The following is a 15281-nucleotide window of genomic DNA, read 5'->3' as shown; positions in this document are numbered from 1 at the left end:
AGCGAAGTATCGTTCGGCCCTGTCGACCGGCGGCCCGAGGCGGCACAGCGACCGTCGACGGACCGGCTGACACCCGGCGGTACGCGCTCAGTCGAACTGCAGCGGCAGCTTCGCGAATCCGCCGATCGGATAGCGGGCGCGCACGGCGGCGCACCCGTCGGCCGGCATGATCCGCGCGGTGCGGCCGAGCAACTCCTCGAACAGCACCCTCAGCTCGAGCCGGGCCAGCGGGGCGCCCGGGCAGTAGTGCACGCCCCGGCCGTAGACCAGGTTGTCGGCGGGGTCGCGGTCGAGCCGGAACTCGTCGGGGTCACCGAAGACCGCCCCGTCCCGGTTCACCGACGCCCACAGCACCTGTACCCGCGCATCGACGGGCAGCGGGCAACCGGCGACCCGGCGCTCGGCAGTTACCCGGCGGCGGCTGGCGACGAACGGCGGGTCGATCCGCAGGATCTCGTCGCTCGCGGCAACGAGCAGCGTCGGGTCCGCCCGCAGCCGGTCCTGCACCTGGGGGTGGTTCGCCAGGAAGCCGGCGACCACGCCGACGCTCGCGGCGATCGTCGACAGCTCGCCGACGGTCCAGTTGCGCACGATCGAGACGATCTCCTCGTCGCGCAGCGGCCGGCCGTCCACGGTTTCGTGCAGCAGTTCGCCCGTGGGATCGGTGACGGGCTCGCCGCGACGGGCGTCGAGCTGGGCGCGGATGTGGCCGTCGAACTCGACGGCGATCGTCGACAGCGCCGTCCGGTCCCCGGCGCGGGTGGCGCGACGATTCTTCTCCGCCCACGCCCGCAGCGGCGCCCGCAGCGCATCGGGCCAGCCCATGAACGCGCACGTGACGTTGTCGGCGAACGGCTCGGCCAGCACGGACATCACCTCGACCGCGCGTCCGCGGGGCAGTGCGGCGGCCAGTTCGGCGGCGACGGCGCGGCAGGCCGGTTCGAACGCGGCGAGCCGCTCGGCGGTGAAATAGCGGTCGACGACGGCGCGGTACGCGCGGTGCCGTTCCCCGTCGAGTCCGTTGGGGATCTGCAGGTGCCGGGACACGGCATTGGAGAACGTCGCGGGGTCGTCCAGGATCCGCACGGCCTCGGCGTGTCCGAAAACGGTCCAGCTGCGGTCACCGTCGTACGCGATCGGCCCGCGGGCCCGCATCGCGTCGTACCCGGCGACCTGATCCGCCTGCACCGCCTCCGAGCGGGGATCCCACTCCGCGTGCGCCGTGTCGATGGTCGCCTCCTCGCCTCGGTGCCCGGATCACGCTAACGCGCGCCGCGCACGATCCGTCGGAGTTTCGGCACCCGCTGTGCCAGCTCGCGCTCGGCGCCGTGGCCGGTCGGGGTGTAGTAGTCGACGCCGACGAGTTCGTCGGGCGCGTACTGCTGTGCCAGCACGCCGTCGGGGTGGTCGTGCGGGTAGCGGTAGCCGACGGCGTTGCCGAGCTTCTGGGCGCCCGCGTAGTGGCCGTCGCGCAGATGCGCCGGCACCGACCCGGACCGGCCGGCCTTGACGTCGGCGATCGCGGCGCCGAGCGCGGCGGTGACCGCACCCGACTTGGGTGCGGTGGCGATGTGGATGGTGGCCTGCGCCAGGGCGAGCTGGGCCTCGGGCATGCCGACGAGCTGCACGACCTGCGCGGCCGCGGTCGCCGTCTGCAGCGCGGTCGGATCGGCCATGCCGACCTCCTCGCTGGCCTGGATCATCAGCCGCCGCGCGATGAACCGCGGGTCCTCCCCCGCGACGATCATCCGCGCGAGGTAGTGCAGCGCGGCGTCGACGTCGGAGCCGCGCAGCGACTTGATGAACGCGCTCGCGACGTCGTAGTGCTGGTCGCCGTCGCGGTCGTAGCGCACCGCGGCCTTGTCGATGCTCGACTCGACGGTCGGCAGGTCGATCGTCGCGCCCGTACCGCCGCGGTCGAGGGCGGTCTCGGCGGCCGCCTCGAGGGCGGTCAGCGCGCGGCGTGCGTCGCCACCGGCGAGGCGCACCAGGTGCTCGAGCGCGTCGTCGGTGATCTGCACGCTTCCACCGAGGCCGCGTTCGTCGGTGCGGGCCCGCTCGAGCAGGGCCCGGATGTCGTCGGGGCCCAGCGGTTGCAGCTGCAGCACCAGGGAGCGGGACAGCAGCGGGGCAACGACGGAGAACGACGGATTCTCGGTGGTGGCGGCCACGAGCAGCACGATCCGGTTCTCCACCGCGGCGAGCAGCGCGTCCTGCTGGGTCTTGGAGAAGCGGTGCACCTCGTCGATGAAGAGCACGGTCTGCTCGCCGGCGCTCAGGCGGCGACGGGCCAGGTCGATCACGGCCCGCACGTCCTTGACGCCGGCCGACAGCGCGGACAGTGCCTCGAAGCGTCGACCGGTGGCGCCGGAGATGAGGGAGGCCAGGGTGGTCTTGCCGGTCCCGGGCGGGCCGTAGAGCACGACGGACGCGGCGCCGGAGCCCTCGACGAGGCGGCGCAGCGGCGCGCCGGGGGCGAGCAGGTGCTGCTGGCCGACGACTTCGCTCAGGTCGGCCGGGCGCATGCGGGCGGCGAGCGGTGCGTTCGGTCCGCCGCCGCGGGGCGGACGCGCCGCCGGTTGCGCGGGGTCGGGTTCGGGTTCGGCCGGGCGGGGGGCCTCGAACAAGGCGTCCGGGCCGGTGGGTTCCTCCGCTCCGAAGAAGGTGCTCACCCCACGAAGCTACCGTCCCGTCCCGACGGCGGTCCGGGCCGACGGGACCGTGAACCGACCGTGAACGTTCAGGACGTTCGGCTGTGGTGCTTGCTCATCGCCGGGCACGCTGGTCTGATCGTCCGGTGCCCCCCACCGAACCTCGTGCCGTGTCGCGACGGACCGCGCTGCGCGCGGGCGGCGCCGTCCTCGGCGCCGCGGCCCTCGCGGCCGTCTGCGCCTCCCCCGCCTCGGCGCAGAACTCCGTGTTCGCACACGGCGTCGCCTCCGGCGACCCGCTGCCCGACCGGGTGATCCTGTGGACCCGCGTGACCCCCGCCCCGGGCGCCGTGCCGGGTTCCGGCCTCGGCGCGGCGACGGCGGTCCGCTGGGAGGTCGCCACCGACGGCGATTTCCGCGACGTGGTGGCCTCGGGGTCCGTGACCACGTCCCCGGTGTCCGACCACACCGTCAAGGTCGACGCGACGGGCCTGGAACCGGACACCGCCTACGTCTACCGGTTCACCGCCGGCGACGTGTCCTCCCCCGTCGGCCGTACCCGCACCGCGCCGGGGCCGGACACGGACCCGGACCGCCTGCGGTTCGCGGTGGTGTCGTGCTCGAACTGGGAGGCCGGGTTCTTCGGCGTCTACCGGCATCTGGCGGCGCGCCCGGACCTCGATGCCGTCGTGCACCTCGGCGACTACCTGTACGAGTACGGCACGGGCGAGTACGCCGCCGGTGACCGGGTGGTGCGCCCGCACGATCCGCGACACGAGATCGTCACCCTGGCGGACTACCGGATCCGGCACGGCCAGTACAAGAGCGATCCCGACCTGCAGCGATTGCACGCGCTGGTGCCGTGGATCGTGGTGTGGGACGACCACGAGAGCGCCAACGACGCCTGGTCCGGCGGCGCGGAGAATCACGATCCGGCCGTCGAGGGAATCTGGGCGGACCGGCGGGCCGCGGCCCTGCAGGCGTACCTCGAATGGCAGCCCGTCCGGCCGGGCGGCACCACCGACGCGCCCCGGTTGTACCGGCGGCTGCAGTTCGGGAGCCTGGCCGAGTTGTCGATGCTGGATCTGCGCAGCTACCGATCCGAGCAGGTGAACGGGCGCCGCCTCGACGACCCGGAGCGCACCATCACCGGCGCCGAGCAGATGGCGTGGCTGACCGCGGGCGTCGCCAGTTCGGGCACGCGATGGCAGCTCGTCGGGAACCCGGTGATGATCGCACCCGTGCTGCTGCCGCCGCTGGACGAGCGGACCACGGCGGCGCTGACCGCCGTCGCGGGGATCCCGGCTGCGGGGGCGCCGTTCAACGTCGACCAGTGGGACGGCTACCCCGCGGACCGGCGACGGCTGCTCGACGCGATTCGCGCCTCCGGCCGGGACGTGGTGTTCCTCACCGGCGACATCCACTCGTCGTGGGCCGCCGACATCCCTGTCGACGCCGCGAACTATCCGGGCGCAGGCACCGTGGCCACCGAGCTCGTGGTGCCCTCGGTGACCTCGGCGAACATCGACGAGTTGCTCGGCGTCGCGCCGCGCACCGTCTCCCCGTCGATCGAGGCGGCGGTACAGGCGACGAATCGCCACATCGGGTACGTCGAGCTGGATTCGCACGGCTTCGGAATCCTGGACGTGACCGCCGACGCGGTGCAGATGGACTGGTTCTACGTCCTCGATCCGACCGACCCGGGGACCGGCGTGCGGTACGGCACGAGCCGACGGGTCGCAGCCGGCACGCCGCGGCTCGCCCCGGCCGGCCCGCTCGACCCCGGTGCGCACCGCCGGGCGGACCGGCCGTGAGGCGGCCCGCCGGGGCGATCGACCGGCGCACGATGCTCGCGGGCACGGCCGTGCTGGCCGGCGCGGCCCTGATCGGCGCGGCACCGGCGAGGGCGGCCACGTCGGCGCTGGTTCCGGACGCGGACGTGCACGTCCTCGTCGTCGACGGGATGCGTCCGGACGAGCTCGCGCCGGGTCTCACGCCGCATCTCGTGGCGCTCGCCGACGCCGGCACCCGGTACACCGCGGCCCGGGCGATTCCGGTGGCCGAGACGCTGCCCAACCATGCGGCGATGATGACCGGTGTGCTGCCGCACCGGAACGGGGTGCCCGCGAATTCGGTCTTCGACCCGGCGCTCGGACGCACCCGGGACCTGGATCGGCCGGCCGACCTGCGCGCCGCCACGGTGCTCGACCGGTTGTCCCGCGAACTGGGGTTGACGACGGCGAGCGTGCTGTCCAAGCGGTACCTGCACGGCTTGTTCGGCGGTCGCGCGTCGGTGGCGTGGGATCCGGTGCCGCTGCTCCCGCTCACCGAGCACGCCCCGGACCGGTTCACGGTCGACGCGCTGATCTCCGTGGTGGACGAGCGGTCTCCGCGGTTCACGTTCACCAATCTCGGCGACGTGGACCGCGTCGGGCACCTGGACGTGCTCGGCGCGTCACTGCGGCTCGCCCGGACGGCGGCGCTGCGCTCGGCGGACGAGCAGGTGGCGCGGTTCGTCGAGTTCCTGCGCGCGACAGGGCGGTGGGAACGCTCGGTGCTGATGGTGCTGGCCGACCACGGGATGGACTGGTCGGCGCCGGACCAGGTGATCGGACTCGTCGACGTGCTCGGCGCCGACCCGCTGCTCGCCGGCTCGGTGCGCACCGCGCAGAACGGTGGCGCGAACCTGCTGTACTGGGTCGGCGATCCGGCGGCCCGTCTCGAGGCGGTCGCGCGGATGCGGGAGGTGACCTCCGCCGTGCCGGGCGTGGCCGAGTTGTACGCGGGAGCGGATCTGGGTCTCGGGGCGGCCGCGGGCGATCTGGTCGCGCTGTGCGACGCGGGGTGGCGGTTCTCCGATCCGAGCCCGCTGTCGAATCCGATCCCGGGCAATCACGGTCACGCCGCGACCGTCGAGATCCCGTTCTTCGTCGCCGGCGGGCACGCCAGCCTCCGCCGGGGCTCGACGGTCTCCGAGCCCGTCCGCACCCTCGACGTCGCCCCTACGGTCGCGGCGCTGTTCGGGCTGGCCGAGCCGCCGGGCGGCTGGGACGGCCGCGCGGCGACGCACGCCTTCGCCGGGTGAGTTCGATGGCCCCTCCCCCCTTCCACCGCCCGCCGCCGCGCGTGACAATGGAAGGGCAGTAACCGTTTTCAACGGAGGAGGCAGTGATGACCACCGCACGCGACATCATGCACCGTGACGCGGTCTGCATCGGTGAACACGACACCCTCGAGACCGCGGCCCGGCGGATGCGGGAACTGGATATCGGCGCGTTGCCGATCTGCGGCGACGACAATCGGCTCCACGGCATCATCACCGACCGCGACATCGTGCTCGAGTGCGTGGCAGCGGGCGGCGACCCGCGTTCGATGACGGCCGGTGCGCTCGCCCACGGCAAGCCCTACGTGGTCGACGCGGACGCGGACGTCGGCCGGGTCCTGACGGTGATGGAGGAACACCGCATCCGCAGGCTGCCCGTCGTCGAGGAGCATCGGCTGGTGGGGATGATCAGCGAGGCCGACCTGGCCGTGCATCTGCCCGAGTCGGAGGTGGGCCGGTTCGTCGAGGCGATCTGCGCACGCACCGCGCCGTGACCCTTCGAGCGTCCCGCGCCGTGACCCTTCGAGCGTCCCGCTCCGTGACCCTTCGAGCGTCCCGCTCCGGAGCCCTTCGAGCGTCCCGCTCCGGAGCCCTCCGAGCCTCCCGCGCCGGGGCGCTCCGGGCGTGGTGTGGTCAGTCGCCGACGCGCTGCTCGAGCCGGTCGAGGACGTCCCGGGCATGCCCGGCGACGTCGTCGTGTCCGGCGTCGCCGGCGAAGTCGGCGAGCAGCGACCAGCGGGTGCGCAGCGCGTCGGTCCACGGCACGGACAGATGGTGGTCACGCACCGCAGCGATGCGGGCCGGGTCCTCGGGAACGAACAGGTAGGTGCTCAACCACACCCACGCGAGTTGTGCGTCGAGCAACCGCTCGGCGAGCACCTCGTCGAAGCCGAGCGAGGGCCACATGCCCACCACCTCGGCGCGCCACGCGTCGGCCATCGCGCGGGCCCGCTCGAGGGTGAGCGGTGCCTTGCACAGGCAGGCCGGGAAGGAGGTCAGGGCATAGGCGATGTCGAGGGTGGCGTCGCGGAAGCCGCCCCATTCGTAGTCGAGGAACTGCACGCCCTCGTCCCCGACGACGATGTTGTCCGGGCACAGATCCGAGGGACTGAACGCCCGGAACCGGCCGGCGGTGAACAGCTTCGCGGCCCGCTCGGCGCGGTCGATCACGCTCTGCGGCACCTCGAGCCCGAACTCGGTGGCGAAGCGGTCCGGCACCCCGCGGAGCGCGCCGGTGGCCTGCTCGACGACGGCGTCGGCGAAGTGCGCCACCTCGGCGCGACGCAGCAGCGCGGCGAAGTCCTCGTCGCGCCCGACGGTCGCGGCGTGCATCCGGCCGAGGGCCTGGGCGAAGGCCATGAGGGTGTTGGTGACCGTGTCGGTGTCGTCGCTGCGCAGCAGTGTCGCGATCGGAGTGGCGTCGCCGAGATCGCTGAGCACGAGCAGACGGGATTCGAAGTCGTAGGCCAGGAGTTCGGCGCCGGGCCGGTCGTCCTTGGGCAGGGCGGTAGCGAACTGGTAGGACACCGCCTCCCGAAGGAACGCGACCTCGTCGTCGGTGGCGGCACCGCGGAAACCCACCTGCCGGTTCGCGCGTGGCGGCACCTGCTTGAGCACGAGGGTGCGCGGCAGGGAGAACGGGTTCGCCGCGACCCGCACGCGCAGGACCACCGAGCGGCCGCTGCCGCCGAGATCCACCGGATCGGCCAAGGTCACGGGTGCGCCGGTGCGCCGGGTCAGCAGCTTCTCCGCCGCCTCCACCACTTCCGACATGGGCTCCGCCAATGTTGCAGTCATCGCCTGACAATCTACCCGGTTCGGACGACGATCAGTTCGTGCACGAACCGCATCTTGACCGAAACGTGCGTGGGCAGCACGAACGGATGCCGGTCCCGTGACCCGGTGCACCGGGTCCGGCGACGGCCGGTGCCCCGGGGGCGCCACCCGGGGATCCCGGGCGGCGCCACCGGGACGGCTCCGCCGTCCTCTTACTTCCCGGCCGGCTTCGGCTCCGGCTTGAAGTCGATGCCCGAGTCCTTGCGCTGTTCGGCGGTGATGGGCGCCGGGGCGTCGGTCAGCGGATCGACGCCACCCCCGGACTTCGGGAACGCGATGACCTCGCGGATCGAGTCCGCGCCGGCGAGCAGGGCGGTGATGCGGTCCCAGCCGAAGGCGATGCCGCCGTGCGGCGGCGCGCCGTACTTGAACGCCTCGAGCAGGAAGCCGAACTTCTCGTTCGCCTCCTCCTCGGAGATTCCCATCACCTTGAACACCCGCTGCTGGACGTCCATGCGGTGGATACGGATCGAGCCGCCGCCGATCTCGTGACCGTTGCACACGATGTCGTACGCGTAGGCGAGCGCCGAACCGGGGTCGGTGTCGAACGTGTCGAGGTGCTCGGGCATCGGCGAGGTGAAGGCGTGGTGCACCGCGGTCCACGCGGAGGTGCCCAGCGCCACGTCGCCGGACGCGGTGGCGTCGGCGGCCGGCTCGAACAACGGGGCGTCGACGACCCACACGAACTTCCAGTCGTCGGGATCGATGAGATCGAGCTTGCGGGCGATCTCGCCGCGCGCGGCACCGAGCAGCGCACGCATGGGCTTGGTGGGGCCGGCGGCGAAGAAGATGCAGTCCCCCGGCGCTGCACCGACGTGCGCGGCCAGCCCGGCCCGCTCGGTGTCGGTGAGGTTCTTCGCGACCGGTCCGGACAGCTCGCCGTCCTCACCGACCAGTACGTACGCCAGGCCCTTCGCACCCCGCTGCTTGGCCCACTCCTGCCAGGCGTCGAGCTGGCGCCGCGGCTGGCTCGCACCGCCGGGCATGACGACCGCACCGACGTACTCGGCCTGGAAGACCCGGAAGGTGGTGTCCTTGAAGAACTCCTTGCACTCGACCAGTTCGAGACCGAAACGCAGGTCGGGCTTGTCCGAGCCGAAGCGGCGCATCGCCTCGGCGTAGGTCATGCGCGGGATCGGTGTGGTCAGCTCGTGGCCGATCAGGCGCCACAGCGCGTGCAGGATCTCCTCGGCGAGCAGGATCACGTCGTCCTGGCCCACGAAGGCCATCTCGATGTCGAGCTGGGTGAACTCCGGCTGGCGGTCGGCGCGGAAGTCCTCGTCCCGGTAGCAGCGGGCGATCTGGTAGTAGCGCTCGATGCCGCCGGCCATCAGCAGCTGCTTGAACAGCTGCGGCGACTGCGGCAGCGCGTAGAAGCTGCCGGGCTGCAGCCGGGCCGGCACCACGAAGTCGCGTGCGCCCTCGGGGGTGGAGCGCGTCAGCGTCGGAGTCTCGACCTCCACGAAGCTGTGGTGGGCGAGCACGGCACGCGCGGCGGCGTTGACCTTGCTGCGGAGCCGGATCGCCTTGCCGGGGCCCTCGCGTCGCAGGTCCAGGTAGCGGTACTTGAGGCGGGCTTCCTCCCCGACCTGGTCGTCGAGCTGGAACGGCAGCGGTGCGGCCTCGTTGAGCACCTCGAGCTGCGTCGCGTTCACCTCGACGGCGCCGGTGGGGATGTCGAAGTTCTGGTTGCCCTCGGGGCGGACCTCGACGACCCCGACGACCTTGATGCAGTACTCGGCGCGCAGACGGTGTGCCTGCTCGAGGACGTCGCCCTCGCGGAAGACGACCTGCGACACGCCCGACGCGTCGCGCAGGTCGATGAAGATCACCCCGCCGTGGTCGCGGCGCCGGGCCACCCAGCCGGTGAGGGTGACGGTCTGCTCGGCGTGCTCGGCTCGCAACGAGCCGGCGAGATGGGTGCGCAGCACGGAATTCCTTTCGAAACAACTTTGGCGAGGGACGTCGTCGCTGCAATCCTACGAAAGGCACATATCCGCCGAGGACACCCGTACCCGATCGGCCGTGCCAAGCTGAACCGGTCGGTCACCCTGCGACGAGAAAGCGAAGGCGGCGATGACGTTCAACGAGGGCGCGCGGATGGAGGGCGGCCGGATCCAGCTCGGCGGCGGGGGCAGCCCCGGCGGGCGGATCGCGATCGGCGGTGGCGCCGGCGGCCTCGTGGTGCTGATCCTGGCACTGCTGTTCGGGGGTGACCCCGGTTCCCTGCTCGGCAGCGGCGCCCCGGAGCAGTCCGGACAGTACGGTTCGGGCACCCTCGAGGGCTGCGAGACGGGTGCGGACGCCAACGCGAGCGTCGACTGCCGCGTCCAGTTCACCGTCGGCAGCCTCGACGCGGTGTGGGAACAGCAGCTCGGTCGGCAGACCGGCGTCGAGTACGTCCGGCCCGACGTCGTGCTGTTCTCCGGCGCGGTCGCGACGGGCTGCGGCAACGCCACGAGCGACGTCGGGCCGTTCTACTGCCCGGCCGACCGGACCGCGTACTTCGACACCAGCTTCTTCCAGGATCTGGTCACCCGGTTCGGTGCCAACGCGGGCCCGCTCGCGCAGGAATACGTCGTCGCGCACGAGGTGGGTCACCATCTGCAGAACCAGCTCGGCGACCTCGGCCGCGCGCAGGCCGATCCGCGTGGCGCCGACTCCGGGGCGGTCCGCACCGAACTGCAGGCCGACTGCTACGCCGGCGCGTGGGCGTACCACGCCGACAAGCAGCCGGATCCGAACACCGGGGAGCCGTTCCTGCAGCCGCTCAGCGACCAGGACATCCGCGACGCCCTGTCGGCGGCCTCCGCCGTCGGCGACGACCGGATCCAGGCCTCCGCCGGCGGGCGGGTCAACCCCGAGGGCTGGACGCACGGCTCGTCCGAACAGCGGCAGAAGTGGTTCCTCGCCGGGTACACGACGGGGCAGATCGCGGCGTGCGACACGTACACGGCGCGGGACCTGGACAACCCGCCGGCGCTGCGCTGACGCCGCCTCGCACCGCGGGGATTCCGTACCCGGAACGCGGTGCGCGTGCCATGCTCGAGGGGTCCGCACCGGTACGAGGTGACCTGCCGTGGAATGGTACGACGCCGAGGGGTATTCGCTGGGACGGTTGCTGTGCACGCGCGCGCTCGCCCTGGTCTACCTCGTCGCGTTCCTCGTGGCGCTCAATCAGTTCCGGGCGCTGCTCGGATCCGCCGGCCTGACGCCGATCCCCCGCTTCCTGAGCGCGACGTCGTTCGGGCGTGCCCCGAGCGTGTTCCACCTGCGCTACTCGGACCGTCTCTTCGCGGCGGTCGCCGGTCTCGGCGCGGTCCTGGCCGCCGCGACGGCCCTCGGGGTGACGGACCGGCTGCCGCTGATCGCCTCGATGCTCGTCTGGTTCCTGATGTGGCTGCTGTACCTGTCGATCGTCAACGTCGGTCAGGTCTGGTACTCGTTCGGCTGGGAATCGTTGCTGCTCGAGACCGGATTCCTGGCGATCTTCCTCGGCAACGCGGACACCGCCCCGCCGCTGCTCGGCCTGATCCTGCTCCGCTGGCTGCTGTTCCGGCTCGAGTTCGGCGCGGGCCTGATCAAGATGCGCGGCGACCGGTGCTGGCGGGATCTGACGTGCCTGTACTACCACCACGAGACCCAGCCGATGCCGGGCCCGCTGAGCTGGTACTTCCATCGTCTGCCGAAGCCGCTGCACCGGGTCGAGGTGGCCGGGAACCATGTCACCCAGCTGGTGGTGCCGTTCTTCCTGTTCGCGCCGCAGCCGATCGCGGGGATCGCGGCGTCGATCATGATCGTCACCCAGCTGTGGCTGGTGGCCAGCGGGAACTTCTCCTGGCTGAACTGGCTGGCGATCGTGCTGGCGCTGTCGGTGATCCCCGACGACTGGTGGGAGCGTCTGCTGCCGCTCGAGCCGGGCACGGGGTACGGGCCGACACCGACGGTGTTCGTGGCCGCGGTCCTGGCGCTGACCGGGGCGGTCGCGGTGCTGAGCTACCTGCCGGTGCGGAACATGCTCTCCCACCGGCAGGCGATGAACGCCTCGTTCAATCGATGGCACTTCGTCAACACCTACGGTGCGTTCGGCAGCATCACCCGGCACCGGCACGAGGTGATCGTCGAGGGCACCTCGGATCGGGACGTCGGTCCCGGCACCGTGTGGCGTGAGTACGAGTTCAAGGGCAAGCCCGGCGACGTGCACCGCCGGCCCCGTCAGTACGCGCCGTACCACCTACGGCTGGACTGGTTGATGTGGTTCGCTGCGCTGTCCCCCGACTACGCGCGGTCCTGGTTCGGGCGGCTGCTCGAGAAGCTGCTCACCAACGACGAGCACGTGACGGCGTTGCTGCGCCGTAATCCGTTTCCCGACGAGCCGCCGCGGTGGGTGCGGGCCCGGTATTTCAGTTATCGGTACACCACGCGGCGCGAGCGCCGGGAGACCGGCGCGTGGTGGGTGCGTGAATACATCACCGAGTACATGCGACCGGTGACCCTGGCCGAGGGCGACGTCGGCTGAAACTGCCGCGACGGCGACGTTACCGATTGTTTGTTTTCCGAAATCGAGATATTTACCCGCGGGAATTCACAAGAAGGCGGCCTGCGGTTGTGCAACCGCAGGCCGCCTGCTCGTCGAGTCGAGCCTACGCAGCAGCCTCGGAGCTGCCGGCGGCCTCAGCCGAACCCGAGAAGAAGTCGAGCGCGTCGAAGAGCGTCGACACGGCGTCGAAGAATTCGCTGAGGAAAGCGAGGTCCATTAGGTAACTCCATTTCTGATGCTGTACACGGCGGTGCGGGTCGCGCACCGGCTCAATTGTTACCGGAGGCTCCGAGCGTCTGCAATTCGAGACACAATCCGGCAGATACGACGTTCCGCGGAATTCCCGCAATACGGACCGCGGTGGCAATGCCCGTCGCGTCGCAATTCACGCAGGTCGTCCCGCTTCGGGGCGCGCAATCGGCGCCGCACACAATTCGTCGACGGCGGCGGAGAATCCTTCGGCCACGATCTCGAGATCGGGAACGAGCACCGCGTCCGCAACCAGATCGATATTCAGCCGGCCCGCGTAGGAGAGGACGCCGACGGCGAGCCCGACATTGCCCTGCACCACCCCGATCTGGAACATCTCGCGGATGCGGGCACCGACGAAGTGCAGCGGCACGGGCGGGCCGACCAGATTGCTGACGAACAGGTTCACCAGTCGTTGACGCCGCATGACCCGCACCGTCCAGCGCTGGAGCAGCCGGCCCCCGGGCTGCAGCGGCGGCTCCCGCCGGAGCCGGGCCGTCTCGCGGGCAATCGCCGCGAGGCGGGCGGCGACCGATCCGGCGCCCACCGGAAGGGCCACGAGCAGGATCCCGACCCGATTTCCCGGGCTCCGGTCCTCGGCGGTACGCAACGACGCCGCCACCGACGCCGTCAGCACCAGGTCCGGGTCGCGTACGCCGCGTGCGTCGAGGAGGCGCCGCACGCCGGCCGCGACGGCGGCGAGTACGACGTCGTTGACCGTCGCTCCGTGCGCGTGGGCGACGCGACGGATCTCGGCGAGGTCGCAGCGCACCAGGCTCAGCCGGCGGTGTGGTCCGACGGGACCGTCGAACGGTACCCTCGGGGCCTTGCTGCGCCGCACGAGCGCGCGCACCTGCCGCATCCGCAGGGCGGCCCGTCGCGCCGCCACCGTCGGCCGCACCGCCCGGATCCGATGCCGCGCGGCCGTGGTCCGGCGGCGCAGGTTGTCGCGGACGAGGGCGTGCACCGAGGGCACCTGCACCGGGGTGGGCACGGGAACCTGCCCCTCGTCGGCCGGCCCCTCGTCGGCCGGCACGGAGGCGGTGTCGAGGAGCGCGCCGAACAGTTCGAGGGCGGCGATACCGTCGGCGACCACATGGTGCAGCCGCACGAGCAGCGCGATCGTCTCGTCGTCGCGACCGGTGAGCAGCCACATCTCCCACAGTGGCCGCGACCGGTCGAGGCGCGGCTCGTCGAGTTCCGCGCACGCGCGCACCAGGGCTGCCTCGTCGCCGGGCGCGGGCAGGGCGCGGGTCCGGACGTGGTACGAGATGTCGAAGCGCGGGTCGTCGACCCACACCGGCGGTCCGGCACCCGGCGGCGGCCGGTGCAGCCGCTGGCGCAGCCGCGGTGCTCGACGGGTGCGGCGCTCGACGTGGTCGCGGATCGCCGCCAGGCGGAGCCGTCCGGCTGCATCGCACAGCGGCGTCCCGTCCACGACGACGAGCGCCGCCACGTGCATCGGCACCCCGCGGTCCTCGACGCGCAGGTTGCCCACGTCGAGCGGACTCAGCCGCTCGAACCGGGGCCGCTGCTCCGCCATGGATTCGTCCTGCCGTCGTGGCCGCGCGGGGCCCGGGGACCGCTCAGCGCCCCCCGGGGCGTCTCGGTGGCATCTTCGTCGCCAGGACCGCGGCCTGGGTGCGGCGCTCCACACCGAGCTTGGCCAGCAGCCGCGACACGTAGTTCTTCACCGTCTTCTCGGCCAGGAACATCCGTTCGGCGATCTGACGGTTGGTCAGCCCCTCGCCGAGCAGCGCGAGCAGGTTCCGCTCCTGCTCGGTCAGGTTCGCGTACGGGCCGTCGCCGCCGCTGGTGTCGGCGCGCAGCTTCGCCATCAGCGTGGTCGCGGCGCGGCTGTCGAGCAGGGACTTGCCGGCGCCCACGTCCCGCACGGCCCGGATCAGCTCGGTGCCGCGGATGTCCTTGAGCGCGTATCCGCTCGCGCCGGCGAGGATCGCGTCGAGCATCGCCTGCTCGTCGGTGAACGAGGTCAGCATCAGGCAGCGCAGTTGCGGCATCTGTGAGAGCAGCTCCCGGCACAGCTCGATGCCGTTGCCGTCCGGGAGCCGGACGTCGAGCACGGCCACGTCGGGTTCCGCGGCCGGAACCCGGACGAGGGCCTCGCCGTACGACGACGCCTCCCCCGCGATCGTCAGGTCGGGATCCGTGGTGAGCAGATCCGCGATGCCACGGCGGACCACCTCGTGGTCGTCGACGAGAAAGACCCTGACCATGCGGCAGCCTCCAATCCCCGGACAGCACGGTACCGCACGGTGAGCCCGCTCACACCGGCTCGGACCGGGCGGTCGACGGCCGCAGAACGATCAGCTGCCCGCGCCGGGCCACCACGGCAGCGTGGTGCGCCGCCCGCTGATGTGCTCGACGTCGATGACGAGGAGCGGATCCGTCGGGCCGATGCCCCACGGCACACCGTGGTCACCGTCGAATCCGAGGAGGCCGTCGGTGCCCCGCACGAGCCGGGCGCGGCCGATCGCGACCACGCTCCATCCCGTCCGGACCGCCTCCTCGAGCTGCTCGGCATGGAAGGCGAGCAGCCCGCCGTCGAAGCGCTCGAACCACCCGTCGTCCCCGGTGGGAACGACGATCTCGCCGTTCGGGGCGGCAAAGGTCACCGGATGCACCGCCGGCAGTGCGCCGTCGGTGTAGACCAGACGGCCGGTCGGCACCGAGCGCAACAGCGCCATGCACCGCCCCGGGGGGAGCGGGGATTCCGGACCCGTCGTCATCCTGGACCTTCTTCACCTGTGGAGACGTTCTCCGACTCCACAGTGGTCCGTCGTGTCCGCAAGCAGCAGGGTCGAAAGTCGTCACCGTGGGGGCGCAAGTCACCGCGGCGGCGGCGGTCCGCGGATTACCCTCGGCACAATGGGAGAAACCG

General features: G+C 71.9%; 12 protein-coding genes. 5 read left to right on the top strand and 7 right to left on the bottom strand.

Annotation, left to right across the window (positions count from 1 at the left end; all coding sequences use genetic code 11):
- Window positions 1–87: 87 nt before the first annotated feature.
- Window positions 88–1188 (bottom strand): cytochrome P450, encoded by a 1101-nt coding sequence (locus F1734_RS13345; protein ID WP_172603565.1) that lies wholly within the window; start codon window positions 1186–1188, stop codon window positions 88–90.
- A gap of 74 nt (window positions 1189–1262) precedes the next feature.
- Complete coding sequence (locus F1734_RS13340; protein ID WP_010595172.1) at window positions 1263–2672, bottom strand: replication-associated recombination protein A; 1410 nt, start codon at window positions 2670–2672, stop codon at window positions 1263–1265.
- A gap of 149 nt (window positions 2673–2821) precedes the next feature.
- On the opposite strand from F1734_RS13340, the gene F1734_RS13335 reads away from it, so the two are divergent.
- The 3 genes from F1734_RS13335 to F1734_RS13325 all read left to right on the top strand — a co-directional run bounded on the left by F1734_RS13335 (window position 2822) and on the right by F1734_RS13325 (window position 6248).
- Window positions 2822–4465, top strand: a complete 1644-nt coding sequence (locus tag F1734_RS13335; protein ID WP_082170408.1) for an alkaline phosphatase D family protein — start codon at window positions 2822–2824, stop codon at window positions 4463–4465.
- Window positions 4462–5736: an alkaline phosphatase family protein gene (locus tag F1734_RS13330; protein ID WP_082170409.1), complete on the top strand. Its 1275-nt coding sequence runs from the start codon at window positions 4462–4464 to the stop codon at window positions 5734–5736. The genes F1734_RS13335 and F1734_RS13330 overlap by 4 nt, the downstream gene beginning before the upstream one ends.
- An 86-nt stretch (window positions 5737–5822) precedes the next feature.
- A complete protein-coding gene (locus F1734_RS13325) occupies window positions 5823–6248 on the top strand; it encodes a CBS domain-containing protein (RefSeq protein WP_010595175.1) in 426 nt (141 codons plus the stop codon).
- A 139-nt stretch (window positions 6249–6387) separates the two neighbouring features.
- Here F1734_RS13325 and F1734_RS13320 read toward each other — a convergent pair whose 3' ends face one another.
- Complete coding sequence (locus tag F1734_RS13320) at window positions 6388–7527, bottom strand: hypothetical protein (RefSeq protein WP_017681672.1); 1140 nt, start codon at window positions 7525–7527, stop codon at window positions 6388–6390.
- Between the two features lie 215 nt (window positions 7528–7742).
- A complete protein-coding gene (gene aspS / locus F1734_RS13315) occupies window positions 7743–9521 on the bottom strand; it encodes an aspartate--tRNA ligase (RefSeq protein WP_010595178.1) in 1779 nt (592 codons plus the stop codon).
- Between the two features lie 145 nt (window positions 9522–9666).
- Between aspS and ypfJ the strand changes: the two genes are divergently transcribed.
- Window positions 9667–10581: a KPN_02809 family neutral zinc metallopeptidase gene (gene ypfJ, locus F1734_RS13310; protein WP_010595179.1), complete on the top strand. Its 915-nt coding sequence runs from the start codon at window positions 9667–9669 to the stop codon at window positions 10579–10581.
- Between the two features lie 88 nt (window positions 10582–10669).
- On the top strand, window positions 10670–12109 hold the full coding sequence (locus F1734_RS13305) for a lipase maturation factor family protein (protein WP_017681674.1): 1440 nt from the start codon (window positions 10670–10672) through the stop codon (window positions 12107–12109).
- A gap of 406 nt (window positions 12110–12515) precedes the next feature.
- Here F1734_RS13305 and F1734_RS13300 read toward each other — a convergent pair whose 3' ends face one another.
- The 3 genes from F1734_RS13300 to F1734_RS13290 all read right to left on the bottom strand — a co-directional run bounded on the left by F1734_RS13300 (window position 12516) and on the right by F1734_RS13290 (window position 15129).
- Window positions 12516–13922: a wax ester/triacylglycerol synthase family O-acyltransferase gene (locus F1734_RS13300; RefSeq protein WP_017681676.1), complete on the bottom strand. Its 1407-nt coding sequence runs from the start codon at window positions 13920–13922 to the stop codon at window positions 12516–12518.
- A 43-nt stretch (window positions 13923–13965) separates the two neighbouring features.
- On the bottom strand, window positions 13966–14616 hold the full coding sequence (locus tag F1734_RS13295) for a response regulator (protein ID WP_017681677.1): 651 nt from the start codon (window positions 14614–14616) through the stop codon (window positions 13966–13968).
- Window positions 14617–14706: 90 nt separating this feature from the next.
- Window positions 14707–15129 carry a pyridoxamine 5'-phosphate oxidase family protein gene (locus F1734_RS13290; protein WP_010595183.1) on the bottom strand — a complete coding sequence of 141 codons (423 nt, stop codon included), beginning with the start codon at window positions 15127–15129 and terminating at the stop codon, window positions 14707–14709.
- Window positions 15130–15281 lie beyond the last annotated feature (152 nt).

The sequence above is a fragment of the Rhodococcus ruber genome, from assembly GCF_016804345.1.
Lineage (GTDB): Bacteria > Actinomycetota > Actinomycetes > Mycobacteriales > Mycobacteriaceae > Rhodococcus > Rhodococcus ruber.
The sequence above is the reverse complement of the archived record's forward strand: the minus strand, read 5'-3'. Positions and strand labels throughout refer to the sequence as shown.